We start from the raw sequence: 26,962 nt of genomic DNA on the forward strand, positions 1-26,962 counted from the left end.
CCGAAGCAGCGGCTTTCTTAGCTATTCAGGTTTACCCCCCTTACGACCCGCACGCCTCGCAGGCGTCCGGGTTATCCAGGGAGCAGGCCATGTCGGAGGCGTTCTGGGCCGACACGTTCAGGGGCTCCAGGGTCTCGGCGGCTTGCTTCTGCACCGTGAACTTGATGGCGTCGGCGGCGGCTTTGGTGCGCAGGTAGTACATGCCGGTTTTCAGGCCCTTCTTCCAGGAGTGGAAGTGCATGCTGGTGAGCTTGCCGAAGTTCACGTTCTGCACGTGCAGGTTCAGGCTCTGGCTCTGGCAGATGTAGGCGCCCCGGTCGGCCGACATATCGATGATGCGGCGCTGGGAAATCTCCCATACCGTCTTGTACAGGTCCTTGATGTGCTGGGGGATGCTCGGAATGTCCTGCACCGAGCCGTTGGCGGCGATGATGTCGTTCTTCATCTGCTCGTTCCAGATGCCGAGCTTCACCAGATCCTTGAGCAGGTGCTTATTCACCACCATAAACTCCCCGCTCAGCACGCGCCGCACGTAGATGTTGGAGGTGTAGGGCTCAAACGACTCGTTGTTGCCCAGGATCTGGGCCGTGGAGGCCGTCGGCATGGGCGCTACCAACAGGGAGTTGCGTACGCCGTGCTCCATCACCTGGGCCCGCAGCGTGTCCCAGTCCCAGCGGCCCGACTCGGGCGTGACGCCCCAGAGGTCGAACTGGAACTTGCCCTTGCTCAGCGGGGAGCCGGGGAAAGTCTCGTAGGCGCCGTCCTTCTTGGCCAGGTCCATCGAGGCCGTCATGGCCGCGAAGTAGATGGTCTCGAAGATGTCCTTGTTCAGGCCCGTGGCTTCCTCGCTTTCGAAGGGCATGCGCAGGGCAATAAAGGTATCGGCCAGCCCCTGCACGCCTAGGCCGATGGGGCGGTGGCGCAGGTTGGAGCGTTCGGCTTCCACTACGGGGTAGTAGTTGATGTCGATAACCTTGTTGAGGTTCTTGGTGGCGTGGTAGGTCACCTCGTAGAGCTTCTGGTGGTCGAACACCAGGTGGCCGTTTTCCTCCTTCAGGTAGCGGGGCAACGCCAGCGAGGCCAGGTTGCAGACCGCAATTTCGTTCTCGTCGGTGTACTCCATAATCTCGGTGCACAGGTTCGACGACTTGATGGTGCCCAGGTTCTGCTGGTTGGATTTGCCGTTGGCGGCGTCCTTGAAGAGCATGTATGGCGTGCCGGTTTCAGTCTGGCTTTCCAGGATGGCGAACCACAGGTCCTGGGCCTTCACGGTGCGGCGGCCGCGGCCTTCCTTCTCGTACTTCATGTAGAGCTTCTCGAACTCCGGGCCCCAGGTGTCGCCCAGGCCGGGGCACTCGTTGGGGCACATCAGGGTCCAGTCGCCGTTGGCCTCGACGCGCTTCATGAACAGGTCGGGGGTCCAGAGGGCGTAGAACAGGTCGCGGGCGCGGTTTTCCTCCTTGCCGTGGTTCTTTTTCAGGTCCAGGAAGTCGAAGATGTCGGCGTGCCAGGGCTCGATGTAGATGGCGAAGGCGCCCTTGCGCTTGCCGCCGCCTTGGTCCACGTAGCGGGCCGTGTCGTTGAAGACCTTCAGCATCGGGATGATGCCGTTACTGGTGCCGTTGGTGCCCTTGATGTAGGAGCCCGTGGCCCGCACGTTGTGGATGCTCAGCCCGATACCGCCGGCCGACTGCGAAATCTGGGCGCAGTTCTTCAGCGTGTCGTAGATGCCCGTGATGGAGTCGTCCTTCATCGTGAGCAGGAAGCAGGAGCTGAGCTGGGGCTTGGGCGAGCCGGCGTTGAACAGGGTCGGCGTGGCGTGGGTAAACCAGCGCTCCGACATCAGGTTGTAGGTTTCGATGGCCGACTCAATGTCGTGCTTGTGGATGCCGATGGCCACGCGCATGAGCATGTGCTGGGGCCGCTCCACCACCTTGCCGTCCATGCGCAGCAGGTAGGAGCGCTCCAGGGTCTTGAAGCCGAAGTAGTCGTAGCTGTAGTCCCGGTCGTAGATGATGGCCGAGTCGAGGGTGGCGGCGTGGCTGTGAATGATTTCCCAGACGTCCTTGGCGATGAGCGAGGCGTTTTCGCCGGTCTTGGGGTCCTCGTAGGTGTAGAGGCGCTTCATGGTGCTCGAAAACGACTTCGAGGTCACCTTGTGCAGGTTGCTGACGGCAATGCGGGCGGCCAGGATGGCGTAGTCGGGGTGCTTGGTGGTGAGCGAGGCGGCGGTTTCGGCCGCCAGGTTGTCGAGCTCCACCGTCGTTACGCCGTCGTAGATGCCGTCGATGACCTTCTTGGCTACCTCGATGGGCGAGATGAAGTTCTGGTTGAGCCCGTAGCAGAGCTTTTCAATGCGCGCCGTGACTTTGTCAAATTTCACGGATTCGCGGCGGCCGTCGCGTTTGAGTACCAGCATAAGCGAGCAGGTTGAGTTGGGGTGGTTGGGATGTATGAAAACACCACGCCGTGAAAGGGCGGGGACGTACGAACAAAAACCAGGGCGCCGGGGAACTAATCCGGCGTTCTTAAGACGGAAGATATCCGCTTCCGTCGGGCAGGACAAACCAAAAGATTAGAAGTTTTCCACAAACCCCGAAACCGCACAGTACGAGGGGTTTTGATTGCTAAAGTGAATAGCCGCGGGCCGATGTTCAGCCGGCGAAATCGGGTTGCGGATTTTGGGGAAAAGTGGTAGGCGGGGCCGACGGAAATAGAAACAACAAAGCCCACCGCGGGGCGGCAGGCTTGGTGGCGTATGAGCCGCTTATTGGGCCACGGAAGGCACTAGATTGGTTATGCTGCGCAGTTTGATATACTCAGCCAGGGTGCTCTGGCCGAAAACAGCCCGGCGCTCATCCACGTGGACTTCATCCTCGATGGGCGCCACCACGCGCTTGCCGGTCTTGGGGTCCGTGACCATCTGGGTGCCAAACAGCTGGGGCTTGCCCTGCCGTACCAGCACCTGATCCTGCAGGAACAGGTAGCCAAACGGCGACAGGTCGCCCCGCAACGTGGCCTGGCGGATCATGGGCAGGTATTTTGCCTGCACGGCAATGTTGGCCTGCTGAATGACGAGAAACGGCGCCAAGCTGCCAAAATGCCCCACCTGCTGCTTGGTGGGCCAGCCCTGCTGATCCAGCAGGGGCAGCACCAGCGCCAGCTGCCGGGCATCGGCAGCCTTGACTGCCTGCTCCGCCTGGAGCGTCTGCGGCGCGTTGGCCCCGTACAGCGACTTCAGCGAGTCGCGCTCAGCTCGCACCTGCCGGTGGTCCGCAAACACCTGCTCCAGCTCCCGCTTGAGGGGCTGATTGAAGCGGGCTTCAATGCGGTCGGCGTTCTGCTGGGCGGCTTTCACCACGGCAGCCCACCGTGGGTCGGAGTGCAGGCTGGCTAAGTCGGTGTCCTTCACTAGGTGCGGCAGGTTGCCGTAGCCCGCCGCCATGGTTTTGTCCAGGTAGCTGAAGGCCTTGTCCGGGTTACCCGCCAGGGCCCAGCTGCAGGCCGCGTTGTAGAGGTCACTCAGCTTAGGCGGGGCTTGCGCCACCGACTGGTCGTAGAGCTGCCCCGCTTCCTGGTACTGGTGCACCTTGTAGGCGGCCGTTGCCCGTTGGCTCAAGGTCTGGGGAATGTTTTGCGCAAAAAGTGGGGTTCCGGGCAGCAGGAGCAGGCCCAGGAGAACAGTAATCTTGTGCATTGAAGTTGGAAATAGTTAACCAATACAAACAGTCGGATTGATGCGGATTGCAATAGGTAGTAGGGGTGTAAAAGACAGCGTCTGAGGAAGGTAAAAAACCGAAAACCCGGCTTCTCACCTCTCTCAGACGCTGAGTGAGACTGGCAGATGGGGTTAAAAGTCCTCGTCGAGGGAGAAGGCGTTTTCGGTCCGTTCGCTCATCACGCCGGCTTTCTGGTATTCGGCCACGCGCTTCTCGAAGAAGTTGGTTTTGCCCTGGAGCGAAATCATCTCCATGAAGTCGAAGGGGTTGGTCGAGTTGTAGATCTTGCTGTAGCCCAGGCTTAGCAGCAGGCGGTCGGCCACAAACTCAATGTACTGCGACATGGTGGCCGCGTTCATCCCGATCAGGTTTACGGGCAGCGCGTCGGTCACGAACTCCTGCTCGATGCTCACCGCGTCGCGGATGATTTCGTGCACGCGCTCCTCGCTGAGCTTGTTTTGCAGGTAGCTGTAGAGCAGGCAGGCGAAGTCGCAGTGCAGGCCCTCGTCGCGGCTGATCAGCTCGTTGGAGAAGGTCAGGCCGGGCATCAGCCCGCGCTTCTTAAGCCAGAAGATCGAGCAGAACGAGCCGGAGAAGAAGATGCCCTCCACGGCGGCAAAGGCAATGATGCGCTCGGCGAAATCCTCGGAGTTGATCCACTTCAGGGCCCACTCTCCCTTTTTCTTCACGCAGGGCACGGTTTCGAGGGCGTTGAAGAGGCGGTCCTTTTCTTGGGGGTTCTTGATGTATGTGTCAATCAGCAGGGAGTAAGTCTCCGAGTGAATGTTTTCCATCATGATCTGGAAGCCGTAGAAGCAGCGCGCCTCGGGCATCTGCACTTCCTGCATGAAGTTGACGGCCAAGTTTTCGTTCACGATGCCATCGGAGGCCGCGAAGAAGGCCAGCACGTGGCTGATGAAGTGCCGCTCGCCGTCGTTGAGGGCATCCCAGTCCTTTTGGTCCTGGGAGAGGTCAATTTCCTCGGCGGTCCAGAACGAGGCCTCGGCCTTCTTGTAAAACTGCCAAACGTCGTTGTTCTGGATTGGGAAAAGAACGAAGCGGTTGGGGTTCTCGGTGAGCAGCGGTTCCATAGCGAGAGGGAAAAATAGGCGGAAGAATAACCGGCGGGCCGGCCAACGCAGGGTCTTGCGGAACCCGGCATTCCAGGAATTGTTTGGCGCTTCCGGCGCGGCGCAGGGCCCCGTCGAAGCATCAAATATAATCCTGACCCTCGGGAACCCCGCCCCGCTTCGGCGTTTTTTCTGTGTTAATTTTTCCGTATGATCCGGAAGGGCCGCGGCCCGGCCCGCCGGCGCCGCAACCGGAAAATCCGCCGCAAAGGCGCCCGGCAGCCCTAATTTTATAAAGTTATCCACATTTCGCCTGTGGACAATTTGACTTATCCACAAAAATACTATTCACGTACCCGCTCGGGCGTTCTTGTAAGGTAGGCTGCAAGCGGGGCGGAGCGGCCGTACGGGGCACTCGGGCCGTCGAGTAGATGATGATTAACGAGTTAGGTTTGGTTTTGTGAAATGATACTTCTACTTTTGCCTTCCAATTTTCAGAAAACGCGAAGACGCCGATGTACGCAATTGTCAACATAGCCGGGAAGCAGACCAAGGTCGAAGCCAATAAATTTGTATACGCTCATCGCCTGGCTGGCAACGTCGGCGACAAGGTAGAGCTGGGCAAAGCCCTCCTCACCGACAGCGACGGGACCATCACCATTGGCTCGCCCCTGCTGGACGTAGCCGTTACGGGCACCATCCTGGAGCACGTAAAGGGCGACAAAGTTCTGGTATTCAAGAAGAAGCGCCGCAAGGGCTACAAGAAGCTGAACGGTCACCGTCAGCAGTTCACCAAAGTAATGATCAACAGCATCGGCTAAGTAGCGCTTAGTTGTTAGTGCCTGGTACCTGGGTAATCCCGGGGTCGTTCGGCTCTAACGCGACATTCTAAGCACTGATAACCAAGCACTAAGTACTAAATACAATGGCACACAAGAAAGGCGTAGGTAGCTCCAACAACGGCCGCGAATCTCCTTCTAAGCGCTTGGGCGTGAAGATCTTCGGCGGTCAAGACATCATTGCTGGTAACATCATCGTGCGTCAGCGCGGCACCAAGCACCACCCCGGCCAGAACGTGGGTATTGGCAAGGACCACACGCTGTTCGCTATGGTCGACGGCACGGTGCAGTTCCGCAAGGGCCGTAAAGACCGTTCGTTCGTGACGGTGGTTCCGGTTTCGGAAGTTGCTGCTGCCTAACACCCCACTCTTTTCGGAGTAGCCAGCTCGCACGTCCTGCGTGGCCGGATAGTCTGAACCAGAAAAGCCACCCCAGCCGGGGTGGCTTTTCTGGCTTGTAGGCATTTCCTGTGCTGGTGCCTTTACTTATTAGGAGACTACGCCCCGAAATTCGGGGTCAGCGCGTAAAGGACCGGCTTACTCGGGCTGGCGTCCAGCTCCAGGCTGGTCACCTGCAGGTTGAGCAGGTACAGGCCGTCGGACACGGCATCGGGCACGAAGATGAGCTCAGTGATGGTGCAGGCGGTGCGGGTAGCCTGGGGGTACTGCCAGAAGGCGTGGTGGGCCAGCAGCTCCCCGTTGTCCTCCTCCCGGTCGACGCTGGGCAAGTCGAGCAGCAGGTGCTGCACGTTGTGGGCTACTAGGTAGTGCGCCAGCGCCGGCTCGATATACGTGGGGTTGGTGCCGGAGTACTGCCGGTGGCGCTTGGCTTCCTCATTGGGCAAGGTGCGCAGAATCACGGCTTCGGGCGCCTGGTCGGCTGCTTCCAGTAAAGGCTGCACGTCGGCCAGCAGCACGACCAAGTCGCCGTTGGGCTGGGGCCGGGGCGTCACGGACACGAGTTGGGCCACCCACAGAAAGCGCGCCAGGCAGCGGTTGAGCGTAGCGGCGGGGTCGGGACTGATGTGGCCGTAGCACTCGGTGTGGGTACCGTTGCCGTGGGGCGTCAGGTGGACGCGCTGGTAATTAGTGCTGCCGCCCAATGCCACGCTGCCCACGAACGAGCCCACCCGAATGGTATCAAACTGCACCGGCTCGGCCCAAAAGCAGTTGACTTGCCCGGGACCCGGGGCCAGGGGCAGGGAAATGTCGAGCGGGGTGGCGGGGTCGAAGTAGTATGGGCGGCCGAGGTGGGGATACGTGGCGAGCATAGCGTGGGGAATTACGGATTGGCGGGCGCCTGGGCCAGCTCGTTGAGAATCTGGCCGAGCTCCGCAGCCCGGCTCAACACCATGAAGTGCGTGCCGCCCGGAATCAGGTGGTCGACGGGAGCCGGTCCGCGGGGCAGCACCCGGTCGTGGGTGCCGTGGATGCGGACGGCCGCGCCGACGCCGCGGCTGTCCCAGTGCAGCAGCTGGCGAATGGCCCAGCGGGCGTAAACCGGGTCGGTGTCGCGCAGAATCCGTTTGAAGAGCTGGTAGTCGGCTCCCGAGTTCACCCCGAAATACCACTGGCCGACCCGGGGAAACAGCTTCAGCGCCTGCGGGGGCACGAGCCGGTGCAGGCCGGTGTGGCGCACCAGCCGGAGCAAAGGCGGCAGCGAGGCCGCATCGGGAATGCTGGACACCAGCACAACCCGGGCCCGGGGGCGGAGGCGGGCAATTTCCAGGGCCACTATCCCGCCAAACGACACGCCCACCACAAAGCAAGCCTGCTCAAACGGGATGCCGGCGGCCACGCGGGCGGCGTAGTGCGGCAAGGGTTCGGTGGGAGACGTGGGCGGCAGCCAGCTGAGCACGTGGGTTTCGCCGTACAGGGCCGGCTGCAGGTCGCGGAATACCCGCTCGTCGGCACCCAGGCCCGGAATCAGGTAAAACACCGGCGGCATCGGCGGGCTAGGGCTCGAGGCGCAGAAACACGCCTTCCAGGTAAAAGATGTTGTGCGGGGTGCTGCCTTCGTAGTCCTCCTCTTCCTCGTCGTCACCCTCGTCGAGACCCAGGTCCAGCTCCTCCCCTTCTTCCTCCTCGTCGTTTTCGAAGTCTTCGGCCGGATAGGTGCACGAGAGCTTCATGGCTACGCCGGCCAGGGGCACGGGGGGCTTTTCCTCACTCGTGTACTCCAGCAGGCAGGGCCATTCCGTAACGGTAGCTAAGGCTTCGGCAACTTCCTCCTGCAGGGCTTCGGCCCGGGGGCCGGCCAGGCGCAGCAGCAAATCGAGGGAGGGAAACTGCAGGCCCAGGTGAAAAAAGTGCAGGCTCTCGTCGAGAAACGTCGTGGCCCATACCGTCACGTCGTCGGTGTTGTCGAAGACAATGGCGGTCAGCTGGATCTGCTCGACGAAAAAGTCGGCATCGTCGGCGAGGGCGTCAATCAGGCGTTTCATTACCTGAACATACGCAAAACTGTTGCTTCCAACCAGCGCCGGCGCCCCGGATTACGCCGCCAGAAACAGCTCCAGCGTGATTTGGTCGGCCAGCAGCTTGCCCCGGTCGGTGAGGCGCAGGGTATGCTCGTGCACGGTAGCCCAGCCGTTGGTCTGCAACTCTCGCAGATACTCAGCACGTTGGGTGAGCAGGTCGACGCCCAAGGTCTGGTGCAGGTGACGCAGGTCGCAGCCCCGGGCGGTGCGCAGGCTGGTCATCAGATATTCGTTGGCCCGGTCGGTGGGCGAAAGAATTTCGCGGGTGACGGGTACCTCGTTCTGCTCCAATACTGCCGTCACGTACTGGGTATTGTTGGCCACGGCGTACTCGCGGCTGCTCCCGTCGAAGGAGTGGGCGCTGGGGCCGAGGCCCAGGTAGGGCACGCCGCGCCAGTAGTTGGCGTTGTGGCGCGACTCCCGGCCGGGCCGGCAGAAGTTTGATATTTCGTACTGCTCGTAGCCCTGGCCCGGCAGCGCGGCCAGCAGGCGCTCAAACTGGGCGGCCACGAACTCGTCGGGCGGGGCCACGAAGGTGCCCTTGCGCAGGCGGCGGCCAAACACCGTGTCGGGCTCGATGGTCAGGGCGTAGCACGAGAGGTGGGGCACCTGCAGTTCAAAGGCCCGGGCCAGGTCCTGCTCCCAGATGCCGTGGTCGGGGGCCGGCACGCCGTAGATCAGGTCGATGGAAATATTCTCAAACCCCACGTCCTGGGCCATTCGCACGCTGGCCAACGACTCCCGGGCCGAGTGGGCGCGGTTCATCAGGCGAAGGTGGGGCTCGTGGAAGCTTTGCAGGCCGATGCTGAGCCGGTTGACGGGCGAGGCGGCCAGCTCGCGCAGCTTGGCCGGGGTAAGGTCATCGGGGTTGGCCTCCAGGGTGATTTCCGCCCCCGGCGCCACCCGGAAGTGCCGGTGGATGGCGGTGAAAATCGTGTCCAGCTCGGCCGCCGTGAGCAGGGAGGGCGTGCCCCCGCCGAAGTAGATGGTTTCGAGTACCGGTACCGGCCCCAGGTAGGCCGCCCGCAGCAGCATTTCCCGCTCCAGCGCTTCGACCAGCCGGCTTTTCAGCGCCATTGAAGTGCTGAAGTGGAAGTCGCAGTAGTGGCAGGCCTGCTTGCAGAAGGGAATGTGAAGGTAGAGGCCGGACATGGTGGAAATAAGCTGGAGAAACGAAATAAGGGCGCGGCCGGGCGGCTGGGCGGCAACGGATAGGGCCGGCTGGTTTGGGGGTAGGCCACCGCGCGCCGGGTGGGAGTCGGGGCGCTGAGCCGGCCAATTGTACTTTCGGGAAATTAAAAGCGCAGTTCTGCGTTTGTGTTCCCAAATGTACGCCCGGCCCCTCGTTTTCTTCCTGCTGAGTCTGCTGCTGGCGTGGCCGGGCGGCCTGCGGGCTCAAACGTTGCCGGCCCCCGGTCAGGTTCCGGTGCAGTCCCCGGCCTTCCCTCCTGCCCCGGCCCGGCCCGATACGCTGAGCCGGAAGAAGGCACTGGGTCCCCGCAAGATTCTGCGCTTCACGACCGAGGCCGCCGACCAGGCTCTGGTGAAGCGCTACCGCCCCGCGGCCTCGGCTCCCGACTCCCTGGCGGCCCAACGGGCGGTGCGGGAGCTGGTGCTGGCCCTGCAGGCCGACTCCTACCTGACGGCCTCCGCCGACGCCATGCGCTGGCGCCACGACACGCTGCAGGTGCAGCTCTACGTGGGCGAGCAGTTTCGCTGGGCGCGGCTGCGCAACGGCAACCTCGGCGACGGCCTGCTCACCCGGGCCGGCTTCCGCGAAAAGCTGTACGCTAACCGCCCCTTCCAGCCCGCCGAGTGGGCCCGGCTCCAGCAGAAGATTCTCATCGAAGCCGAAAACCAGGGCTACCCCTTCGCCACCGTCCGCCTCGACTCGGTGCAGCTGCGCGGGGCCGACATCGAGGGGCGGGTGGTGCTGGACCGGGGCAGGGTGGTGGTCTTCGACTCAATTCAGATTGTGGGCACCACCAAGACTCGCAAGCGGTTTTTGACCAAGTACCTGCAGATTTTCCCCAACCAGCCCTATAGTCAGCAGCGCGTGGATGCCGCCGCCCGCCTGTTGCGCCAGCTGCCTTACCTGCAGGTGCGCTCCGAGCCCCAGGTGCGCTTCGCCAACGGAAAGGCCCGGGTATATCTGCTCATCAACGACCGGGCCGCCAACCAGTTCGACGCCATCGTGGGCGTGCTGCCCAATCCTAATCCGGGGGTGGGCCAGAAGAAGGTGCAGATTACCGGCGACGTGACCATCAACCTGCGCAACCTCAGCGGGGGCGGCAAGCAGATCGGGGTGCAGTGGCGCAAGCTCGACGTGGCCTCCCAGCTCTTTGATGCCCAGTACGTGCACCCCAATTTCTTCGGCACCCCGCTGGAGCTGGCCGGCACGTTCAACCTCTACAAGCAGTCGAATGCTTTTCTCACCCTGCGGCCCCGGGTGCAGGTAACCTACCCCACGGCCCGGGCCGGGCGCATCACGTTTTTCACCGAGCGCCGCAGCTCCCGCCTGCTCTCCGACTCCACCTTCCGTACCCGGACCGTGCTGCCCGATACCATCGACTCCGAGTTTAACTCCTACGGCCTCGAATACGGCTGGAACACCCTCGACGACCTATTTTTTCCCCGCCGCGGCACCCTGGCCAGCGCCCAGGGCGCGGTAGGCACCAAGCGCATCAGCAAGAATGCCGACCTCAACGACACGCTCTACCAGCGTCTGCCGCTGCGCTCCACCCAGGTCACGCTCAGCCTACGGGCCGAGCGCTATTTTCCGGTAGGCAAAAACGGGGTGGTGCTAGCCCGGCTCCGGGGTGAGTCGTTGGTAAATCAGCGGCTGTTTCTCAACGACATGTTCCGCCTGGGTGGGCTGGCCACTTTGCGAGGCTTCAACGAGTACGCCTTTTATGCCAGCTCCTACGGCATCGGCACCGTCGAATTCCGGCAGTTCACCGGCGGCGACGCCTACGTGTTCGTCTTTGCCGACCAAGCCTACCTGCGCCGGGACCTGCGCAACGACCGGGCTTCCGACACGCCCACCGGCCTGGGCGCGGGGCTGAGCTTCCGCACCGGCGCGGGCTTGTTCCAGTTCGTGTATTCCGTGGGTCGGGCTCAGGGCCAGTCCTTTTCGCTGAACGCCTCCAAGATCCACTTCGGCATCACCAGCCGGTTTTAGTGCGCCGAGCCGTTTGGATAGGCTGCTGTATAGGCCTTTTAATAGTGGGGCTCCTCGCGTAAAACAGCTTCAGAGCACGCAAAAAGCCCCGCCGCCAGCAGGCGTCGGGGCTTTTCTGATAAAATCGGGCGTAGAATCTCGCTCCGGAAAGCAGACGACAACTCGGGCTGCCTGCTACTGGGTGGTTACTGCAGTGCCTTTTTCAGTTCCTCGGCAGCCTGGGCCTCGGCGGCTTTGGCTTCGGGCACCACGGCGCCCATGCCGAAGAATTCGTGAGTCACGTTGTCGTAGAGCTTGTAGGTAACCGGCACCCCGGCCGCCTGCAGCTTATCGGCGTAGGTTTTGCCCTCACTCATCAGCGGGTCGATGCCGGCCCCGATAACGGTGGCGGGGGCCAGGCCTTTCAGGTTAGGAGCCGTGACGAGCGAAATCAGTGGGTTTTTACCGTCGGCCGGCGTGCGCAGATATTTATCGAAGAACCAGGCCATGAAGGGCTTGCTCAGCGGTTTGGCCTGGGCATTTTTCTGGTAGGAGGGCGTATTCAGGTCGTAGCCGGCAATGGGGTACACCAGCAGCTGGTGCTTGGGCTGCATCACGCCTTTGTCGCGGGCCATCATGCAGACGGCAGCGGCTAGGTTGCCCCCGGCGCTTTCCCCGGCTACGGCCACGCGCTTGGGGTCACCCTTGATGGAGGCGGCATTTTTCAGCACCCACTGATAAGCGGCGAAGGAGTCGTTGTGGGCCGTGGGAAACTTATGCTCCGGGGCCTGCCGGTAGGCCACCGACACGAAAATGGCGCCGGTCTGCTCGGCCAGGGCCCGCACGGAAGGATCATAAGTATCGAGGTTGGCAATGACCCAGCCCCCGCCGTGGTAGTATACCACCACCGGCAGTGGCCCCGTAGCGCCTTTGGGAGTATAGATGCGGGCTTTCACGCCCGGCGCCACTTCCCGGCTCATCGTGTCGAGCTTCGAGGGCGGCGTTTGAATGCCGTAGTCTTTCATCACGGCCATGGTGGCATCGGTGGCCGAAGGAGCCTTGCGCACTTCCGCTACCGGCAGCTTCTCGGGGGGCGTGGGCCCGCTCAGGCTAGCCAGCTTCTCGATGACGGTCTGCATTTCAGGGGCAATATCGGGAGCCCAGGCCGGGGCAGGCCCGGCCGGCTGGACCGCTTTCGGGGCGGCACTCGGAGCAGCGGCGGCAGTGTCCGCCATCGTGCTGGCTGCGTCGGTGGTGGCCCCCGCCTGCTCGTTGTTTTGGGGGCTGCTGCACGCTGCCAAGCCCAGCATGGATGCGAAAATCGGAGTCAGCAGGCGGGCCCGGCCGACGAAGGGAGAGGAAAACGGAATAGTCATGTGTTTAGACAAGAAAAAGTAGGAACGGAAAGAACATATGCATGTACGCCGCAAGTGTTAAACCCGGTTGACTTATTTGGCGACGGCAAGGAGCACTCAGCCCGCAGGCGAGTATCTGCTGCCGTGATACAGTTGAGCTCCTTTAAAACAATTAGACTGATAATCAGCCCAGAAGCCTCGCCGGGCCGCTATTATACTTAGCAGATGATGTTTTTCTAAAAAAGCCTCTTACATTTGCATCACCAAACAGTGCGGGGTGGAGCAGTTGGTAGCTCGTTGGGCTCATAACCCAAAGGTCACAGGTTCGAGTCCTGTCCCCGCTACCTACGAAGAGGCCGTTTCCAACCAGGAAATGGCCTTTTTCTTTTTAGCCTTCTGCCAGCCTGGTACCCACGACAGCGCCCCACGTTCTGAACAAGAGCATGGGGCGTTGTCGTGCGTGCGCAAGTGGCGTCGTCACGCCAAGCAAGTTTGGCGGCACACGCGGCTAGCCGGGGCCGGAGCATCATTTGCTACCGGTACCAGCCACAAACAAATCAGCCGCCCTTCTTTGCGGAAGGACGGCTGAACGTGATTCAAAAAACAGGGTGGGCCGGAATGCTTTAGGGCTTGGGCGGCATGGTGCCTACCGGAGCATCTACCTTGATAACGCCTTTGGCTTTGCGCGTTACCGGAGTTGCCTGCTTGCGCTTGGCTTGGCGGCGCAGCTTCATGCGGCGGAAGAAACCGGGCTTGCGGTGCTTGCTCCGGCTGTTGCCGCGGTAGCGCTTATACACGGGCCGGGGCACTCGGGGATAAGCCAGCGTTTCGGTCAGCGCTTCGGCGGTGCCCGTCGATTCGGCTAGCGCCGTGGCGGGCTCTACAAGCACCAGAAAGGCGCACAGCAGGAGGAGGATGAACTTGGTCATAATACGAAATGTGAAACGCTGGTGGCCCTGAACGTGCCTTCTCAAAGATTAAGCCAATCTGCCGCCCCGGTAAACCAACGCTTCAATACCGGGCAAAGGCCCCGAAGCATTCGACAGCAACCTGAAATTCAACTCTTTAACGAAAACGAGAGCAAACATCAACTTCGGGTCCATCCGGGTTTTCTACAATTGCTCTTCTTACGATACTACGCAGAAAGTCCCGGGCAGGATTCTGCCCCGCCACAATTTGTGCTGGCTGCTATGGGCACTCCGGTGCCGGCCAGTGCGCTACTGCTGAGCTCCAAAGCCCGGCAGCGGCATGGGCATCTCAATGTTGGAGGACTTGGGAAACGCCAGAAAGTGCGTAACCCGAGGCGGGGCGGAGCCGGTGTGAAACTGCTGCACCTGGGCTTCCACCGCCTGATCTTCCTTCGTGAACCGATGGTGCTGGCGCTGATGCTCCCCCCAGGTGGCTACGTAGAAAAACTCCGTAATCCGCTCCGGATGGGCCAAGTCGGCAAAGACCCCCGCGCGTAGGGCGCCGTCGCGCAGGCGCAGGCGGGTAAGCTGCCCGGCGGCTTGGCGGAACGCGGGCCAGTTGGCCGGGGCTACTTCGTATTCTACCATCACCACCACCGGGCCGTCGTCGGGGTCCACGGTGCCCTGCACCTCGGGGTCGGGCCAGTGGCCGGCGGGGTCAAGGTTCAGGTTTTCGCCCGAGCGCATGGGAAAAGGCAGGGCCAGCAATGAGCTCAGCAGCATCCAGCCCGCGGCCCCCAGCAGCGCTATGCTAACGGTAGCCCGGTCGGCCAGTTCCCCCCAAACAAGACTGCCCACCGAAAGCCCGGCCTGAAACACCAACATGTAAATGCTCGTCACGCGGGCCTGCACCCACTTAGGTACGTTCAGCTGCACGGTGGTGCTGAAGCTAGTCATGACCATCAGCCAGCAAACCCCCGAGAAAAACATAACCGGATACAGCCAGTAGATGGACGTAAACAAGGCCAGCGCCGCATTGGTCCCCACGAAAGCCAAGCTGCCCAGCAGCACCCGCTGGTTGAAGTTGAGCCGGGAGCCGGCCCGACCCATCAGCACGGCGCCGCCCACTGCCCCGGCGCCCAGCCAGGAAAGCATGGTGCCGTAGTGACCCGAGCTCAGCCCCAGCCGGCGGGCCACCACCACCGACACCAGGGCCCACATGGCGCTGGCCCCGAAGGAAAAAGCAAACGTGCGCACCAGCACGCCATACAGCGTCGGGGAGTACTGCACGTAGCGCATGCCCGCGCGCAGCGCCCCAATAAAGTTCTCAACCGGCCCAGCGTCTTCGGCCACGGCAGTACGCTTCCAGCTGTAGACCACGGCCCAGGTACCCAGAAACGAGAGGCCGTTGAGCAGAAACACGAAGCCGGGCGAGTAGTAGGCAATAATTACTCCGCCAATGGCCGGCCCGATGGCCCGGGCAATGTTGTTGCTGATTCCGTTCAGGGTGATGGCAAAGGGCAGCACGGGCCGGGGCACCAGCTCCGTGACCACCGTTTGCCAGATGGGAGCATTCAGGGCCGCGCCCATGCCGAGTAGAAACGTGAAGCCGAGCACGCCCAGCGCCGAAATCTGCCCTGTGAGGGCCAGCGCCCCCAGCAAGGTGGCCACCACGGCCATAAAAGCCTGGGTGAACAGCAGCAGCCGGCGCCGGTCGATAAGGTCGGCCATGACGCCCGCGGGCAGGCTCAGCAAAAAGGCGGGCAGGCTGGTAGCGGTTTGCATCAAAGCCACCAGCAGGGCCGAGCTGGTGAGCGTGGTTACCAGCCACACGCCGGCCACGTTCTGCATCCAGGTCCCAATGTTCGATACCAGCCCCGCAATCCAGATGGCCCGGAAGACGGTAAAGGCAAACGGAGTCCAGAGCGTGGGCTTGGCTTCGGGCAGGGTAGTAGCGGGGGAACTCATAGGCGGAACTGACAGCGGACCTACCGCCACATGCGGCGGCCCTCCCCTGTCAAACAACCTCGTACGGCAATTGGTCCGGCCAGGATGACCTTCTCCCCTACGCGCCGATGCACGCCGGGCAATGGACTGCTACGCTATTCGGAAAACAACTCGTAGCAGCGGTAGGTACGGTGTCGGATAATGAGGCCGTCCTCAAACTCGAAGATCATGCAGAAATGTGCTGCCAGCTCCCCCCCGCTCCGCATGGGGCTGAAGTCCTTCATAATGGTGGCGTGCCAGTGCGTTTCCAGCACCACGCTGCCGTCGGTACGGGCCACGAGTTGGATGTCTTCAAACTGCGGGCTTTTCAGCAGCTCCCGCCCGGCCCGGATGTTATCCAGAATTGCCTCAAAGGTACGGCGCTGGGTGGTTTTGGTGAGCAGGTTCGGGTACTCAATCTGCTCAATCTGAGGATGAAAGACGTTGGCGTAGGCAGCGGGGGACGTTTCCAGCGCCTGGCTCAGGGCAAGGTAAGATCTAACAACGGCGAAGTGCTCGTCCATGATGTATGCAGCAGGTAGGTGTGAGAGGGAAGCAGGAATCGGAATGCCAAGATAAGCAGGGCCTTGAGGTTTGCTACTGTCATTAGCTTCCGGCTCCGGCACCCAACGCCCACAATGGCCTTTTCGTGCGTGCCGCAGCCCATCTAGAACTTAGTAAGCCCCGCTCCAGTCCTTGTTAGGACCGACCTCATCCGCCTCCCGCCGCCGCAAGCCGCAGATTAACAACCAACTATATATAAACCACCCGATAATAAGGCGGTGGCTGTTTTTCGGAAAATATTTCCGCGTCGTCCACCAAGGGGGCCGGCGCCGAGGCTCTTCACAGCATTATTACCAGAATGCGGGGCCGGGATCGGGCAAAGCTCCGGGAATGGCCCTAGCCCGAAAACACAACTAGCCCCACCCAGCCCGGCTTCCGCAGAAACCAGGTGGAGTGAGGCTAGTATGAGTTGTCAAAGGCAGGCCCTACAGCGTGGTACGGCTGGTACGGGGCTGCGCAATCTTGTGGGCTTTATGCTTGGCTTTGCAACGCAACCGCCACCGCTTATACACGCCCAGCTTCCGGGCCTTGTGCCGGCTGTTGCCGCGGTATTTCTTATAGTTGGGCATGTGCGAGCCTTCCGTAATGCGAGCCTTAGAACGGAAAAGGAATACTCCCGGCGGATTCGCCAGAACGGGCTGCGTATCGGCGAAGATCATCAATGCGCAAAACAGCAAGAGTAGTATTTTGGACATAGGAGAGATTTTAAAAGTGTTTTTCAATTCCTGCAATGAACAAAGGATGTGGCCGCATCCAATCCGAGCGTTGCATAGAACGAATATAGAGAACGTATATCAGAAATGTTCAAAATTTATAAAATAAATCTTGATCGAATATTAGAATGAATAAATTGATTTATTCTAATACAAACGCTTCTAACTATTCCGTTACTCATGTGTAAACACCAATTCAAAACTAGTGAGCACTTATAAAAATAATTATACTGTAAACTTCATCATCCAGGCCGCTGACGCCGAAGTTGAGCAGCCCGACAACAGAGCACCCATTATAAGGTGGCTCCTACCGGGCAGCACCCCAGACTGGATACCGCCAGAAACAATTCAGTCCCCGGCCCGGTATGCAGCTGAACCCAGCCACCCCATTTTTCTGGTTTCGCGAAGCTTATGCGCACCGTCAAACAACAGCACCAGGCCGTCAGCGCCCCCATTGCCGACCTCGTTACCTACCGGGCCCTGCCCACGCCCGCCGTCGAGCACCTCGACCCTTTTCTATTCCTGAACCACCACGGCCCCCAGCGTTACGCTCCCCACAACCGCGGCCTGCCGTTTGGCCCCCACCCGCACCGGGGCTTCGAAACCGTGACCTTTATTTTGGCCGGCGACATCATGCACCAGGACAGCGGCGGCCACCAAAGCATCATTGGAGCGGGCGGCATTCAGTGGATGACGGCCGGCAGCGGGCTGATTCACAGTGAAGTATCCTCGCCGGAGTTTAAGCAGACGGGTGGCGACCTGGAAATTCTGCAGCTTTGGGTGAACCTGCCGGCCAAGGATAAGATGGTGGCGCCACGCTATATCGGCCTCCAGCAGGACGAAATTCCGGTCGTGAGCCAGGACGAAGGACGCGTTCTGATCCATGCCGTGTCGGGGCAGTGGGCGGGGACGGCCGGTGCCGTGCAGCCTTTGACCGCCATGAATCTGGCCACGATTGACTTTAAGGCCGGGGGGCAGGTGCGCCTGCCCATTCCGGCTGCCCACACCGTGTTCTTTTACACCATTCGGGGCACGCTGCGCGTGAACGGGCAGCAGACCGAAGCCCGCAAGCTCACCGAGTTCAACTACGACGGCGACGAGCTGCTGATTGAAGCCTTAACCGACGCGGTGCTGCTGCTCGGGCACGCGGCGCCTTTCCGGGAGCCCATTCTGGCTTACGGCCCCTTCGTGATGAACACCGAGGACGAAATCCGGCAGGCCTACCAGGATTACCAGGCGGGCAAGTTTGGTACCTGGCACGGCTAGGCCTCGATAACCAACTCGTGCCGGCTGAGCAGGCCCGGCAGCCCGGCCAGGCTGAAACGGGCTTTGCGGAGCTGGTTCATTTCCGGATCAATCAGAAAGCCGGTGGCCGTGGTGAAATCGGCGCCGCCGAGCTGGGTGCGCTCAAAGGTGGTGCCGGCCAAGTTGCAGTCCTGAAACACGGCTTCCGTGAGGTCGGCGCCGCCGAAGTCGGCCTCGGTGAGCTGACAGCCGCTGAAGCGCGTGTAGGGCATCTTGCGGCCGTAAAAGGAAGTGTACGACAGCTGGCACTGGTCGAAGTGGACGCCGAAGAGCATGTCGCGGCAGGCCGTGAATTGCAGCCCCGACAGCTTACAGCCGTCGAAGGCCACGTTTTGCAGGCTGGTGCCGGCCAGGGACGCTGACGCCAGGTTGCAGCGCTCAAACAGGCAGTCGACGAAAAGCAGGTTGCCCAGGTCGGCCCCCGCCAAGTCGGCCCCGATGAAGTGGCACTGCTCAAACTCGCGGCCGTGCCGCAGCAGCTGGGCGGCATCCCAACGCTCGAACACGTTTTCGGGGGGAAAGGAATCGGGCTTGCGGGGCAGGCTGGGCTTGCGGCGGGGCTTCACTGGAACCGGGAAAACGGGTGATACGACGGGCTCCAAAGATACGCCCCGGCCGCCGCTCCAGGACGCGGGCACGCCGTTTTTCGGAAATTGCCGACCAGCACAAAAGCAGCCGGCTTTCAGCGGGCTGCTTTTGGCAATACATAGAATAAGGATAGCACGTACCTGATCAGCAGGGGGCCACTCCACCACCGATCCTAACAATATATAGCTGCGCGTAACCCAAGGATAAGCCCGCCGCGGGGCGTAGCCAGCCGGTCGGACCGCCTTTCTTAGGCTTTAGTTTCACTTCGATGACGCCCTGGCGGCCCTTGTCCCCGAATTTCTGCGCCGCCTCGTCGCCCTGGTACACCTTCATCTGCTGAATCTGGGCGGGAGGAATCTGGCTAAGCTGCTCGGCCGTAATTTCCTGGCCATCAACCAGAATCAGCTTGCCCGCCAAGTCGGCCTTGCGCTGGGCCGTTTCCTGGGCCGTAGGCAGGCGGTAGGTGAGGTGGTGCTGCGCATTGAATGCCTGCACCGCCGCCGAATCCTTGTTCTTCCTGGTCGTAATCACGATGACGCCCGCCGTGGCGCCGGCACCAAAGCTCCGGACTGCGTCGGCGCCCTGCAGCACGTTCATCGACTCAATGGCTTTCGGGTCCAGCTGGTCGGCGGCCGCCTTGCTGACGGGCTGGCCGTCCACGAAGTAGAGCAGTTCCGCGGCCAGCGCCGCGGAAGCCGCAGAGGCCGGGGCAGCGGGCCGCAGCGGAGTGCCGGTGAAGGCCATGGTCAGGGTGGCCAGGGGCAGCACCAGGGCGTACTTGGCCAGGTGCAGGCGGGAGGACTGGGATTTGTTCATCATCATAATGCGGTTTTTGAGGATAAGAAAGGTGAAATGGTTGGCCAGCGCTGCCCCCGGCGCCATAGTACTCAGCTTGACCAGGCTGTACTGGTAGGCTTTGCTGTCGAGCAGGCCGGCGCGTAGCACGGCCCGGTCGGTGATGAACTCCAGGTTTTCGAGCACCGCGCGGCGCAGCAGCCAGGCCCCGGGATTAAACCAGTAGAAAGCCTGCTGCACTTGGGCCAGCAGCACGTCCAGGGTGTGCCACTGCCGCACGTGCACCCGCTCGTGGGCCAGGATGGCGGGCAGCTCGGCGGCCGGGTGCTGCGCGGGGTTGAGGTAGACTGTCTGCCAGAATGAAAACGGATTCAGGACTCCCCTCACGCGCCGAAACGGCTGCCCGTGCCAGCTGGCCGGCACGGAGTCGCGGCGCAGGCGGTAGAGGGCCACCAGCTGGCCCGCCAGCCGCAGCAGCAGCCCGATAACGCCCGCCCAGTACGCCAGCTCCACCCAGTAATGCCACGTCACGCCCGCGGCGGCCGGCCGGCTGAGCGTCTGCCAGTCGGGGGCCAGCTGCTGCACGGTACCGACCAGCGGGGTAGCTGGGCCGAGCAGCCCGGGCAGGGGCAGCAGCGGGTACAGGACCGAAAAGCCGATGGCCCCCAGCAGATAGCCGCGGTTGAGGGTGTAAAACGTGAGCCGCCGCAGTCCCAGCCAGTACCCGGCCCAGAATAGCGCCAAAGCCACGTTGGCCTGGAGCAGATATACAAGCAGCGCCGACATAGCTAGTCCTTTTTGCCTTCTTCGATCATGCGAATGATTTCCTGCAGCTCGGCGGCGCTGATTTTCTCTTCCTTGGCGAAAAACGAAACCAGCTCTTTATAGGAGTTGCGGAAATAGTCGCTCACGAAGGTGCTCATGAACTTCTTGCGGTAGTCCTCGGCTTTCACCAGCGGCTCGAAGCGGTAGGAGTTGCCCAGTTTTTCGGCCCGCAGGTAGCCCTTGCGCTCCAGGTTGCGAATGGTGGAAGCCAGGGTGGTGTAGGGCGGCACCGGTTCGGGCAGCTTTTCCAGCACTTCCTTGATAAAGCCCCCGCCCTGCTGCCACAGCACCTGCATGGCCTCCTCTTCCGATTGAGTTAGTCGTTCCATCACCATTACGATTTTTTCGTAATTCTACGAACAATTCGTAATAAAGACCAACGAAGGCGCAGAAATAATTTCAGGCCCTGAAAGAAAGCCGTTTAACGGGGTTTAAAAGCCCTTTTCAGAAATGCGGGGAGTTACCGGGAACCCAGGCGCTGCTGGTTGAGCCAGGCAATGGCCTGTCCTTCGTCGCCGAAAAAGGCGACGACGTAAGGCTGATTATCAAACGCCCCCGGCTCCCGAAAGCCCGGGCCGTTGACAATAGCCTCCATCAGCGCCGGCCCGACCAGGTACGCCACCGCGAGGCGGCCGCCCAGCAGGCGGCTCATTTCGGGAAAGAAATCGGTGAGCAGCCATTGGGTGGTCTGCGGATCGTTGAAGGCGCGGCGCCGGATATCCTGCAGCCAGTAGTGGCAGCCCGCCGCCAGGGCCTGCTGCTTCAGCTCCCGGTACACGGCGGGCAGCGCTTCTACGGCCGGCTGACAACCCCAGCGCCCCACGAAAATGCCCAGATCGGGGCGGTAGGTCAGGGTCAGCAGATCAGCCGTGGGGTCAGGATGCATAGGGCGGGGAATGAGGGCCGCAAAGTAGGCACTATTCCGCCGCCCGCGCCCGGGCTGCCTCAGCGGCGTAGCGCCCGGAGCAGGAAGGTGGCAGATGCCGTACGCCCACTCCTACCAAGTGGCTACCAAAAGTTCCGGACCGCCGCACAAAAAAAGCCTTCCGCACGGCGCGGAAGGCTTTTCTGACTTATGCACAGGGCTAGGGCTAGCTCAACTTACCAGATCTTGGCCCGCTCGCTCTGGGCGCGGACCATCTTGGCGTTGTCTTTACAGCCGAAGGCCTCGAAGAACTCGGGCATGTTCATCAGCGGACCATTGGTGCGGTACTGGGCCGGGGAGTGCGGATCAGTGAGCACCTGCTGGCGCAGGTATTCGGGGCGGGCATTGGTGCGCCACACCTGGGCCCAGCTCAGGAAAAAGCGCTGCTCGGGCGTGAGGCCGTCGTAGAGCGGACGCGGGTTCGAGCCGTACTGCTTCTGGAGCTGCTTCTGCAGGGCGGTGTAGGCCAAGTTCAGACCGCCGAGGTCGGCCAGGTTTTCGCCCATGGTCAGCTTGCCGTTCACATATACCGAGTCCAGGGGCGAGAAAGCGCTGTACTGGGCCCCCACCATGTCGGCGCGCTGGTTGAACTTGTCGTTGTCTTCCTTGGTCCACCAGTCGCGCAGGTTGCCTTCGGCGTCCGACTGCCGGCCTTTGTCGTCGAAGCCGTGGGTGATTTCGTGGCCGATAACGGCGCCCATGCCGCCGTAGTTCACCGCGTCGTCGGCCTTGGGGTCGAAGAACGGGGGCTGCATGATGCCGGCCGGAAACACGATTTCGTTGAGCGAGGAGTTGTAGTAGGCATTTACCGTGGGCGGGGTCATGCTCCAGTCGCCGCGACGGATGGGGCCGCCGTAGCGCTTCAGGTTATCCTTGGTATCCCACTCCCGGGCGGCCAGCACGTTTTTCAGGTACGACTCACGCGAGATGGTCAGGGCCGAATAGTCCTTCCACTGGTCGGGGTAGCCGATTTTGACGGTGAAGGCGTTGAGCTTCTTCATGGCCTCCTCCTTGGTGGCGGCGCTCATCCAGGTGCTTTGCTGGATGTGCTCCCCCATCGACTCGCGGATGTTGTTGACCATTTCCAGGGCCTTCTGCTTGGTTTCGGGCGTGAAGGCCTTGTCGACGTAGAGCTGGCCGAACGCCTCGCCCAGCGAGCCGTCGGTGGCGCGCAGCATGCGCTTCCAGCGGGGCTGCTGCTGCTTGGCGCCCGACAGCACCTGGTTGTACCGGAAGCTTTCATCAACGAAGGACTTGGGCAGCGCACTGGCCACCGAAGCCACCAAGTGCCAGCGCAGGTAGGTTTTCCAGTCGCCAAGCGGCTCGGCCTTGAGGGCGGTGCTGGCTTCCTTCATAAACTCCGGCTGCCCCACAATCACCTCTTTGGCCGTACCCAGGCCCGCTTGCTGCAACAGCGTCGGCACGGCCAGGTTCGGGAACTGCTGGCTGGCCTGGGCCACGGTCATCTTGTTGTAGTTGGCGTACGGGTCGCGCAGGGCCACCCGGTCCTTGGAGGCCTTGGCCAGCCGGGTTTCGATGCGCAGCACGGTAGCCGCGTTTTTCTGAGCCGCGGCCTCCGAGTCGCCGAGCTGGCGGAAGGTGTTGGTCAGGTACGTCACGTAGGCGGCACGCACGGTTTTGGAGCGGGCGTCGTCCTTGAGGTAGTAGTCCCGGTCGGGCATCGACAGGCCGCCCTGCGACATGTAGACGGCGTACTCGGTGCTTTTCTTGCGGTCCTGGGCCACGCCCACGCCCAGTACCGAGCCCGTGCGCAGCATCTGCTGGTGGGCCAGGGCCAGCTGCAGGCCTTTCAGGTCCTTGATGGCGGCTATGCGCGCCAGCTCGGGCTGCAGGTACTTCAGGCCGGCCTTTTCGATGGCGGCTGAGTCCATGGCTGAAGCGTAAAAATCACCGACCTTCTGCAGGTTGCTGCCTTTGGTAGCGGCGCGGTTGGCGGCGGCCTCGTCCAGAATCTGGCGCATCACGGCCTCGTTCTGGTTGATGAGCTGGTTCCAGGAACTCCAGCGCGGCTCGGCGGCCGGAATCGGGTTGTTCTTGAGCCAGGTGCCCGAGGCGTACTGGAAGAAATTGTCGCAGGGCGACACCGACAGATCAGCATTGGCCATGTCGAGGCCCACGCCCTTGAGCACAGGGCCCGCCGGAGCAGCCGCGGGGCTGACGGTTTCGGGGGTAGTAGTGGCAGCGGCCGAAGCCGAAGTTTTGCTCGTGGCGCAGCCGGCCAGGGTCAGGCCGGAGGCGGCGCCGAGCACGAGCAGCAGGTTATTTTTTTTGATCATACAACGAATAAACGGTGGGAAAGCGGGGCAGGAAATGACGAAGTACTACTGCAAAGCCGGAAAGCCGCGAAGGGGTTCCCGGCGGGTACTACCAGATTTTAGCCCGGTCAGCGTCGGTGCGCACCATCTTCTGGCCGGGCTGGCAGCCGAAAGCCTCGTAGAACTGGGGCATGTTCATCAGCGGGCCGATGGTGCGGTACTGGTCGGGGGAGTGTGGGTCGGTGAGAATCTGCTGGCGCAGGGCTTCAGGGCGGATGTTGGAGCGCCGCAGCTGGGCCCAGCTTAGGAAAAAGCGCTGCTCGGGCGTGAAGCCGTCGTAGAGCGGACGCGGGTTGGCGCCGTACTTTTTCTGGAGCTGCTTTTCCAGGGCCCCGTACACTACCGTTAGGCCGGCGAAGTCCGCCAGGTTTTCGCCCATGGTCAGCTTGCCGTTCACGTGCACCGAGTCCAGGGGCGAGAAGGCGTCGTACTGCCGGCCCACGATGGCGGCGCGCTTGGTGAATTCTTCGCCGTCGGCCTTGGTCCACCAGTCGCGCAGGTTGCCCTGAGAGTCGTACTGCCGGCCCTGGTCGTCGAAGCCGTGGGTCATTTCGTGGCCCATCACCCCGCCAATGGCGCCGTAGTTGACGGCATCGTCGGCGTTGGGGTCGAAGAACGGGGGCTGCAAGTACCCGGCCGGAAACACGATTTCGTTCATCGGCGGGTTGTAGTAGGCATTGATGGTCGAGGGCGTCATGCCCCACTCGTTGCGGTCAATGGGGCCGCCGTACTTTTTGGCGTTCTGGCGGTAGTCCCACTCGCGGGCGGCCAGCAGGTTTTTCACGTACGAGTCCCGGGTGATGGTCAGCGCCGAGTAGTCCTTCCACACGTCGGGGTAGCCGACTTTCACCCGCAGGGCGTTCAGCTTCTTGAGGGCTTCGGCCTTGGTGGCGTCGCTCATCCAGGTGTTGGTCTGGATATGGTCGGCCATGCTTTCCTTGATGTTGGCCACCATTTCCAGGGCCTTGGCCTTGGCCGCGGGCGAAAACGCCTTGTCGACGTAGAGTTGGCCAAAAGCCTCGCCCAGGGTGTTGTCGGTGGAAGCCAGCAGGCGCTTCCAGCGGGTGGTTTGCTGCTTGGCGCCGGTGAGTACCTGGGCAAAGCGGAACGACTCATCGACGTAGGCCTTGGGCAGGGCCCCGGCTACGGAGCGCACCAGGTGCCAGCGCATGTATGTTTTCAGATCGGCCAGGGGCTCGGCCTTAAGCGTGTTGCTGAGCTCGGCAAAGAAGGCCGGCTGCCCCACGTTCACTTCCTGAGCTTTGGCCAGGTCAACGTCGGTGAGCAGGCGGGGGAGGTTCAGGTTGGGAAAGCGCTGCTGGGCCGTAGCCAGCGGCATCTTGTTGTAGTTGGCCTGGGGGTCGCGCAACTCCACGCGGGAGCGGGAAGCCTTGGCCAGCCGCGTTTCGATGCGCTCCACGGTGGCCGCGTTCTTGCGGGCCGTGGTGGCATTGTCGCCGAGCAAGCCAAACAGGTTGGTCAGGTACTGCCGGTAGGCCGTCCGGATGGTCTGGGTGCGGGCGTCGTCCTTGAAGTAGTAGTCCCGGTCGGGCAACGTCAGGCCGCCCTGGGAAAGGCCGATGGTGTAAGCGGTAGAGTTTTTCTCGTCGACCTCCACCGCCCCGCGGAAAAAGGCGCCGGTACCGAGCATGAGCTGCCGGGCCATGACGTCGGTCAGGCTCTTGGCATCCTTTACGGCGGCAATACGGGCCAGTTCGGGCTGCAAGTACTTCAGGCCCGCGGCCTCAATGGCGACGGTATCCATGCCGGCCGCGTAGTAATCTCCGACTTTCTGGGGGTTGCTGCCCTTGGGCGCAGCGGGGTTAGCGGCGGCATCTTCCAGGATCTGGCGCAGCAGCAATTGGGTCCGCTCCCCGAGCAGGTTGCGCGGCCCCCAGCGGGTGGCGTACCCCGGCAGCGGGTTGTTGCGCAGCCAGTTGCCGCCCGAATACTGGTAGAAGTCGTCGCAGGGCGACACGGAGCGGTCCAGGTCGTTGGGGTTGAGGCCTACGCCGGGCAGCACGGGTGCCGCCGCCACCGGGGCCGCCGGCGTCGAGGCGGCGGCAGCGGTTTGGGAAGCCGGCTGGCTCGTGGCGCAGCCCGCCAGCGTCAGCAGGGAGGCCGTCGTCAGAAGCCGGGACAAAGGGGACGTGTTTTTCTTCAAAGCGAAATAAAAATGAGGGCGGGCAATAGGTTTCCCGCAAAGACCGGCGGCAAAGCAAAAGGCTGCATTCGGGCGGAGCGCCCGGCAGCGGCGTTAAGGTCGGCTATTTTGCGGTCCGCTGCCGGGGCTTGGCCCGGGCGTACTGGTCGGGCCAGGCGACTTCCTCGCCCAGCTCAAAGGCGGCGTGCAGGGGAAAGTACGGATTGCGCAGGAACTCCCGGGCCAGCAGCACTAGGTCGGCCTGGCCGTTGGTGATGAGGGCCTCGGCTTCGGCGGCGGTGGTAATCAGGCCCACGGCCCCGGTGCGAAGGCCGGTTTCTTTTTTCACCTTCTCCGCAAACGGCACTTGGTAGAGCGGCCCCACCGGAATTGTCGCCGCGGGCACGTTGCCGCCGGTGGAGCAGTCCAGCAAGTCCACTCCGCGGGCGTGCAGCTCCCGGGCCAGGGCCACGGATTCGTCGGCGGTCCAGCCCCCCTCGGTCCAGTCGGTAGCCGAAATGCGCACTAGCAGCGGCAGTTCGGCGGGCCAGGCGGCGCGGGTGGCTTCCACGACTTCCAGCAGCAGCCGAATCCGGTTTTCAAACGAGCCCCCATACTCGTCGGTGCGGTGGTTGCTGAGCGGGGACAGAAACTCGTGGAGCAGGTAGCCGTGAGCCGCGTGCACTTCAACGAGCTGAAAGCCGGCCTCCAGGGCCCGGAGTGCCGCGGCGCGGAAGTCGGCCACCACTTGCCGCAACCCGGCCTGATCCAGTGCGACCGGCCTGGGGTAGTTGGCCGCAAACGCCTCGGCGCTGGGCGCTACCGTGGTCCAGCCGCCCTCGCTTTCGGGCACCTGGCCCTCGCCTTTCCAGGACGTGTAGGTGCTGGCCTTGCGGCCGGCGTGGGCCAGCTGAATGCCAATGGCCGCGCCCTGGGCCCGGACAAACTCGGTGATGCGCCGCAGGCCGGGCACGTGCTCATCCTTCCAGATGCCGAGGTCGTCGGGGGTGATGCGGCCCTCGGGTGCCACGGCGGCGGCTTCGGTGATGATGAGGCCGGCACCACCCACGGCCCGGCTGCCCAGATGCACTAGGTGCCAGTCGTTGGCAAAGCCATCCTGGCTGCTGTACATGCACATGGGGGATACGACAAGGCGGTTTTTCAGGGTAAGGCCGCGCAGGGTCAGCGGCGAGAAGAGGCTGGACATATGATAGACGGTGCGTGAGAAGGAGCCGCCGGCCGGGCGGCCGGG

23 protein-coding genes and 1 tRNA gene are annotated in these 26,962 nt (G+C 62.3%); 5 read left to right on the forward strand and 19 right to left on the reverse strand.

From position 1 onward, the window contains the following. Positions 1–40: 40 nt before the first annotated feature. The 3 genes from EWM57_RS07160 to EWM57_RS07170 all read right to left on the reverse strand — a co-directional run bounded on the left by EWM57_RS07160 (position 41) and on the right by EWM57_RS07170 (position 4,810). The gene (locus tag EWM57_RS07160) at positions 41–2,419 is read right to left on the reverse strand and encodes a ribonucleoside-diphosphate reductase subunit alpha (protein ID WP_129920457.1); all 2,379 of its coding nucleotides are present in this window, start codon (positions 2,417–2,419) and stop codon (positions 41–43) included. A gap of 348 nt (positions 2,420–2,767) precedes the next feature. After that, on the reverse strand, positions 2,768–3,697 hold the full coding sequence (locus EWM57_RS07165) for a DUF6624 domain-containing protein (RefSeq protein ID WP_129920458.1): 930 nt from the start codon (positions 3,695–3,697) through the stop codon (positions 2,768–2,770). A 153-nt stretch (positions 3,698–3,850) separates the two neighbouring features. Then, positions 3,851–4,810, reverse strand: coding sequence for a ribonucleoside-diphosphate reductase small subunit (locus EWM57_RS07170; RefSeq protein ID WP_129920459.1), 960 nt, complete (start codon positions 4,808–4,810; stop codon positions 3,851–3,853). A 494-nt stretch (positions 4,811–5,304) separates the two neighbouring features. On the opposite strand from EWM57_RS07170, the gene rplU reads away from it, so the two are divergent. Together rplU and rpmA are read left to right on the forward strand one after the other, a co-directional pair. Beyond that, the gene (gene rplU, locus EWM57_RS07175; RefSeq protein WP_129920460.1) at positions 5,305–5,610 is read left to right on the forward strand and encodes a 50S ribosomal protein L21; all 306 of its coding nucleotides are present in this window, start codon (positions 5,305–5,307) and stop codon (positions 5,608–5,610) included. A gap of 104 nt (positions 5,611–5,714) precedes the next feature. Continuing rightward, positions 5,715–5,987, forward strand: a complete 273-nt coding sequence (gene rpmA, locus EWM57_RS07180; protein WP_129920461.1) for a 50S ribosomal protein L27 — start codon at positions 5,715–5,717, stop codon at positions 5,985–5,987. A 137-nt stretch (positions 5,988–6,124) separates the two neighbouring features. Here the strand turns inward: rpmA and EWM57_RS07185 are convergent, their stop codons facing one another. From EWM57_RS07185 to hemW, 4 genes are read right to left on the reverse strand one after another with little or no spacing between them, the layout of a single operon-like run. Further along, a complete protein-coding gene (locus tag EWM57_RS07185; RefSeq protein WP_129920462.1) occupies positions 6,125–6,898 on the reverse strand; it encodes a cyclase family protein in 774 nt (257 codons plus the stop codon). 11 nt (positions 6,899–6,909) lie between these two features. Beyond that, positions 6,910–7,575, reverse strand: a complete 666-nt coding sequence (locus tag EWM57_RS07190; RefSeq protein ID WP_129920463.1) for an alpha/beta fold hydrolase — start codon at positions 7,573–7,575, stop codon at positions 6,910–6,912. Between the two features lie 7 nt (positions 7,576–7,582). After that, complete coding sequence (locus tag EWM57_RS07195) at positions 7,583–8,071, reverse strand: hypothetical protein (RefSeq protein ID WP_129920464.1); 489 nt, start codon at positions 8,069–8,071, stop codon at positions 7,583–7,585. A gap of 51 nt (positions 8,072–8,122) precedes the next feature. Beyond that, positions 8,123–9,259, reverse strand: a complete 1,137-nt coding sequence (gene hemW / locus EWM57_RS07200; protein ID WP_129920465.1) for a radical SAM family heme chaperone HemW — start codon at positions 9,257–9,259, stop codon at positions 8,123–8,125. 175 nt (positions 9,260–9,434) lie between these two features. Between hemW and EWM57_RS07205 the strand changes: the two genes are divergently transcribed. Continuing rightward, entirely contained in the window at positions 9,435–11,288 is a 1,854-nt protein-coding gene (locus EWM57_RS07205) for a POTRA domain-containing protein (protein ID WP_129920466.1), read from the forward strand. A gap of 185 nt (positions 11,289–11,473) precedes the next feature. On the opposite strand, the gene EWM57_RS07210 is transcribed toward EWM57_RS07205, so the two are convergent. Beyond that, on the reverse strand, positions 11,474–12,643 hold the full coding sequence (locus tag EWM57_RS07210; RefSeq protein WP_242510008.1) for an alpha/beta hydrolase: 1,170 nt from the start codon (positions 12,641–12,643) through the stop codon (positions 11,474–11,476). Between the two features lie 250 nt (positions 12,644–12,893). Here EWM57_RS07210 and EWM57_RS07215 point away from each other — a divergent pair. Continuing rightward, a tRNA-Met gene (locus tag EWM57_RS07215) sits at positions 12,894–12,966 on the forward strand. Positions 12,967–13,245: 279 nt separating this feature from the next. Here the strand turns inward: EWM57_RS07215 and EWM57_RS07220 are convergent. From EWM57_RS07220 to EWM57_RS07235, 4 genes are all read right to left on the reverse strand, one after another. After that, positions 13,246–13,551, reverse strand: a complete 306-nt coding sequence (locus tag EWM57_RS07220) for a hypothetical protein (protein WP_129920467.1) — start codon at positions 13,549–13,551, stop codon at positions 13,246–13,248. A 288-nt stretch (positions 13,552–13,839) separates the two neighbouring features. Then, the gene (locus tag EWM57_RS07225; protein ID WP_129920468.1) at positions 13,840–15,498 is read right to left on the reverse strand and encodes an MFS transporter; all 1,659 of its coding nucleotides are present in this window, start codon (positions 15,496–15,498) and stop codon (positions 13,840–13,842) included. Positions 15,499–15,632: 134 nt separating this feature from the next. Continuing rightward, positions 15,633–16,040 carry a nuclear transport factor 2 family protein gene (locus EWM57_RS07230; RefSeq protein ID WP_129920469.1) on the reverse strand — a complete coding sequence of 136 codons (408 nt, stop codon included), beginning with the start codon at positions 16,038–16,040 and terminating at the stop codon, positions 15,633–15,635. A gap of 465 nt (positions 16,041–16,505) precedes the next feature. Beyond that, a complete protein-coding gene (locus EWM57_RS07235; RefSeq protein WP_129920470.1) occupies positions 16,506–16,775 on the reverse strand; it encodes a hypothetical protein in 270 nt (89 codons plus the stop codon). Between the two features lie 429 nt (positions 16,776–17,204). Between EWM57_RS07235 and EWM57_RS07240 the strand changes: the two genes are divergently transcribed. Beyond that, positions 17,205–18,059, forward strand: a complete 855-nt coding sequence (locus tag EWM57_RS07240) for a pirin family protein (protein ID WP_129920471.1) — start codon at positions 17,205–17,207, stop codon at positions 18,057–18,059. On the opposite strand, the gene EWM57_RS07245 is transcribed toward EWM57_RS07240, so the two are convergent. The 7 genes from EWM57_RS07245 to EWM57_RS07275 all read right to left on the reverse strand — a co-directional run bounded on the left by EWM57_RS07245 (position 18,056) and on the right by EWM57_RS07275 (position 26,917). After that, positions 18,056–18,664, reverse strand: a complete 609-nt coding sequence (locus tag EWM57_RS07245; RefSeq protein WP_129920472.1) for a pentapeptide repeat-containing protein — start codon at positions 18,662–18,664, stop codon at positions 18,056–18,058. The genes EWM57_RS07240 and EWM57_RS07245 overlap by 4 nt on opposite strands. Positions 18,665–18,830: 166 nt before the next feature. Next, the gene (locus EWM57_RS07250) at positions 18,831–20,267 is read right to left on the reverse strand and encodes a M56 family metallopeptidase (RefSeq protein WP_129920473.1); all 1,437 of its coding nucleotides are present in this window, start codon (positions 20,265–20,267) and stop codon (positions 18,831–18,833) included. Between the two features lie 2 nt (positions 20,268–20,269). Beyond that, entirely contained in the window at positions 20,270–20,635 is a 366-nt protein-coding gene (locus EWM57_RS07255) for a BlaI/MecI/CopY family transcriptional regulator (RefSeq protein ID WP_129920474.1), read from the reverse strand. 131 nt (positions 20,636–20,766) lie between these two features. After that, positions 20,767–21,192, reverse strand: a complete 426-nt coding sequence (locus EWM57_RS07260) for a hypothetical protein (RefSeq protein WP_129920475.1) — start codon at positions 21,190–21,192, stop codon at positions 20,767–20,769. Positions 21,193–21,407: 215 nt separating this feature from the next. After that, a complete protein-coding gene (locus EWM57_RS07265; protein ID WP_129920476.1) occupies positions 21,408–23,528 on the reverse strand; it encodes a M13 family metallopeptidase in 2,121 nt (706 codons plus the stop codon). A gap of 88 nt (positions 23,529–23,616) precedes the next feature. Next, positions 23,617–25,710, reverse strand: coding sequence for a M13 family metallopeptidase (locus EWM57_RS07270; protein WP_129920477.1), 2,094 nt, complete (start codon positions 25,708–25,710; stop codon positions 23,617–23,619). Positions 25,711–25,834: 124 nt separating this feature from the next. Beyond that, a complete protein-coding gene (locus EWM57_RS07275; RefSeq protein WP_129920478.1) occupies positions 25,835–26,917 on the reverse strand; it encodes an NADH:flavin oxidoreductase/NADH oxidase in 1,083 nt (360 codons plus the stop codon). Positions 26,918–26,962: the final 45 nt, after the last annotated feature.

This window comes from Hymenobacter persicinus (assembly GCF_004167665.1).
GTDB lineage: Bacteria > Bacteroidota > Bacteroidia > Cytophagales > Hymenobacteraceae > Hymenobacter > Hymenobacter persicinus.

Bases quoted from the DNA above. Each gene is read 5' to 3' on its own strand.
- EWM57_RS07170 (WP_129920459.1), bottom strand. From the start codon at position 4,810: ATGGAACCGCTGCTCACCGAGAACCCCAACCGCTTCGTTCTTTTCCCA.
- EWM57_RS07220 (WP_129920467.1), bottom strand. From the start codon at position 13,551: ATGACCAAGTTCATCCTCCTCCTGCTGTGCGCCTTTCTGGTGCTTGTA.
- EWM57_RS07210 (WP_242510008.1), bottom strand. From the start codon at position 12,643: ATGACTATTCCGTTTTCCTCTCCCTTCGTCGGCCGGGCCCGCCTGCTG.
- EWM57_RS07185 (WP_129920462.1), bottom strand. From the start codon at position 6,898: ATGCTCGCCACGTATCCCCACCTCGGCCGCCCATACTACTTCGACCCC.
- EWM57_RS07275 (WP_129920478.1), bottom strand. From the start codon at position 26,917: ATGTCCAGCCTCTTCTCGCCGCTGACCCTGCGCGGCCTTACCCTGAAA.
- EWM57_RS07255 (WP_129920474.1), bottom strand. From the start codon at position 20,635: ATGGAACGACTAACTCAATCGGAAGAGGAGGCCATGCAGGTGCTGTGG.
- EWM57_RS07225 (WP_129920468.1), bottom strand. From the start codon at position 15,498: ATGAGTTCCCCCGCTACTACCCTGCCCGAAGCCAAGCCCACGCTCTGG.
- EWM57_RS07250 (WP_129920473.1), bottom strand. From the start codon at position 20,267: ATGTCGGCGCTGCTTGTATATCTGCTCCAGGCCAACGTGGCTTTGGCG.
- rplU (WP_129920460.1), top strand. From the start codon at position 5,305: ATGTACGCAATTGTCAACATAGCCGGGAAGCAGACCAAGGTCGAAGCC.
- EWM57_RS07195 (WP_129920464.1), bottom strand. From the start codon at position 8,071: ATGAAACGCCTGATTGACGCCCTCGCCGACGATGCCGACTTTTTCGTC.
- EWM57_RS07165 (WP_129920458.1), bottom strand. From the start codon at position 3,697: ATGCACAAGATTACTGTTCTCCTGGGCCTGCTCCTGCTGCCCGGAACC.
- EWM57_RS07160 (WP_129920457.1), bottom strand. From the start codon at position 2,419: ATGCTGGTACTCAAACGCGACGGCCGCCGCGAATCCGTGAAATTTGAC.
- EWM57_RS07235 (WP_129920470.1), bottom strand. From the start codon at position 16,775: ATGTCCAAAATACTACTCTTGCTGTTTTGCGCATTGATGATCTTCGCC.
- EWM57_RS07190 (WP_129920463.1), bottom strand. From the start codon at position 7,575: ATGCCGCCGGTGTTTTACCTGATTCCGGGCCTGGGTGCCGACGAGCGG.
- EWM57_RS07260 (WP_129920475.1), bottom strand. From the start codon at position 21,192: ATGCATCCTGACCCCACGGCTGATCTGCTGACCCTGACCTACCGCCCC.
- rpmA (WP_129920461.1), top strand. From the start codon at position 5,715: ATGGCACACAAGAAAGGCGTAGGTAGCTCCAACAACGGCCGCGAATCT.
- EWM57_RS07240 (WP_129920471.1), top strand. From the start codon at position 17,205: ATGCGCACCGTCAAACAACAGCACCAGGCCGTCAGCGCCCCCATTGCC.
- hemW (WP_129920465.1), bottom strand. From the start codon at position 9,259: ATGTCCGGCCTCTACCTTCACATTCCCTTCTGCAAGCAGGCCTGCCAC.
- EWM57_RS07230 (WP_129920469.1), bottom strand. From the start codon at position 16,040: ATGGACGAGCACTTCGCCGTTGTTAGATCTTACCTTGCCCTGAGCCAG.
- EWM57_RS07265 (WP_129920476.1), bottom strand. From the start codon at position 23,528: ATGATCAAAAAAAATAACCTGCTGCTCGTGCTCGGCGCCGCCTCCGGC.
- EWM57_RS07205 (WP_129920466.1), top strand. From the start codon at position 9,435: ATGTACGCCCGGCCCCTCGTTTTCTTCCTGCTGAGTCTGCTGCTGGCG.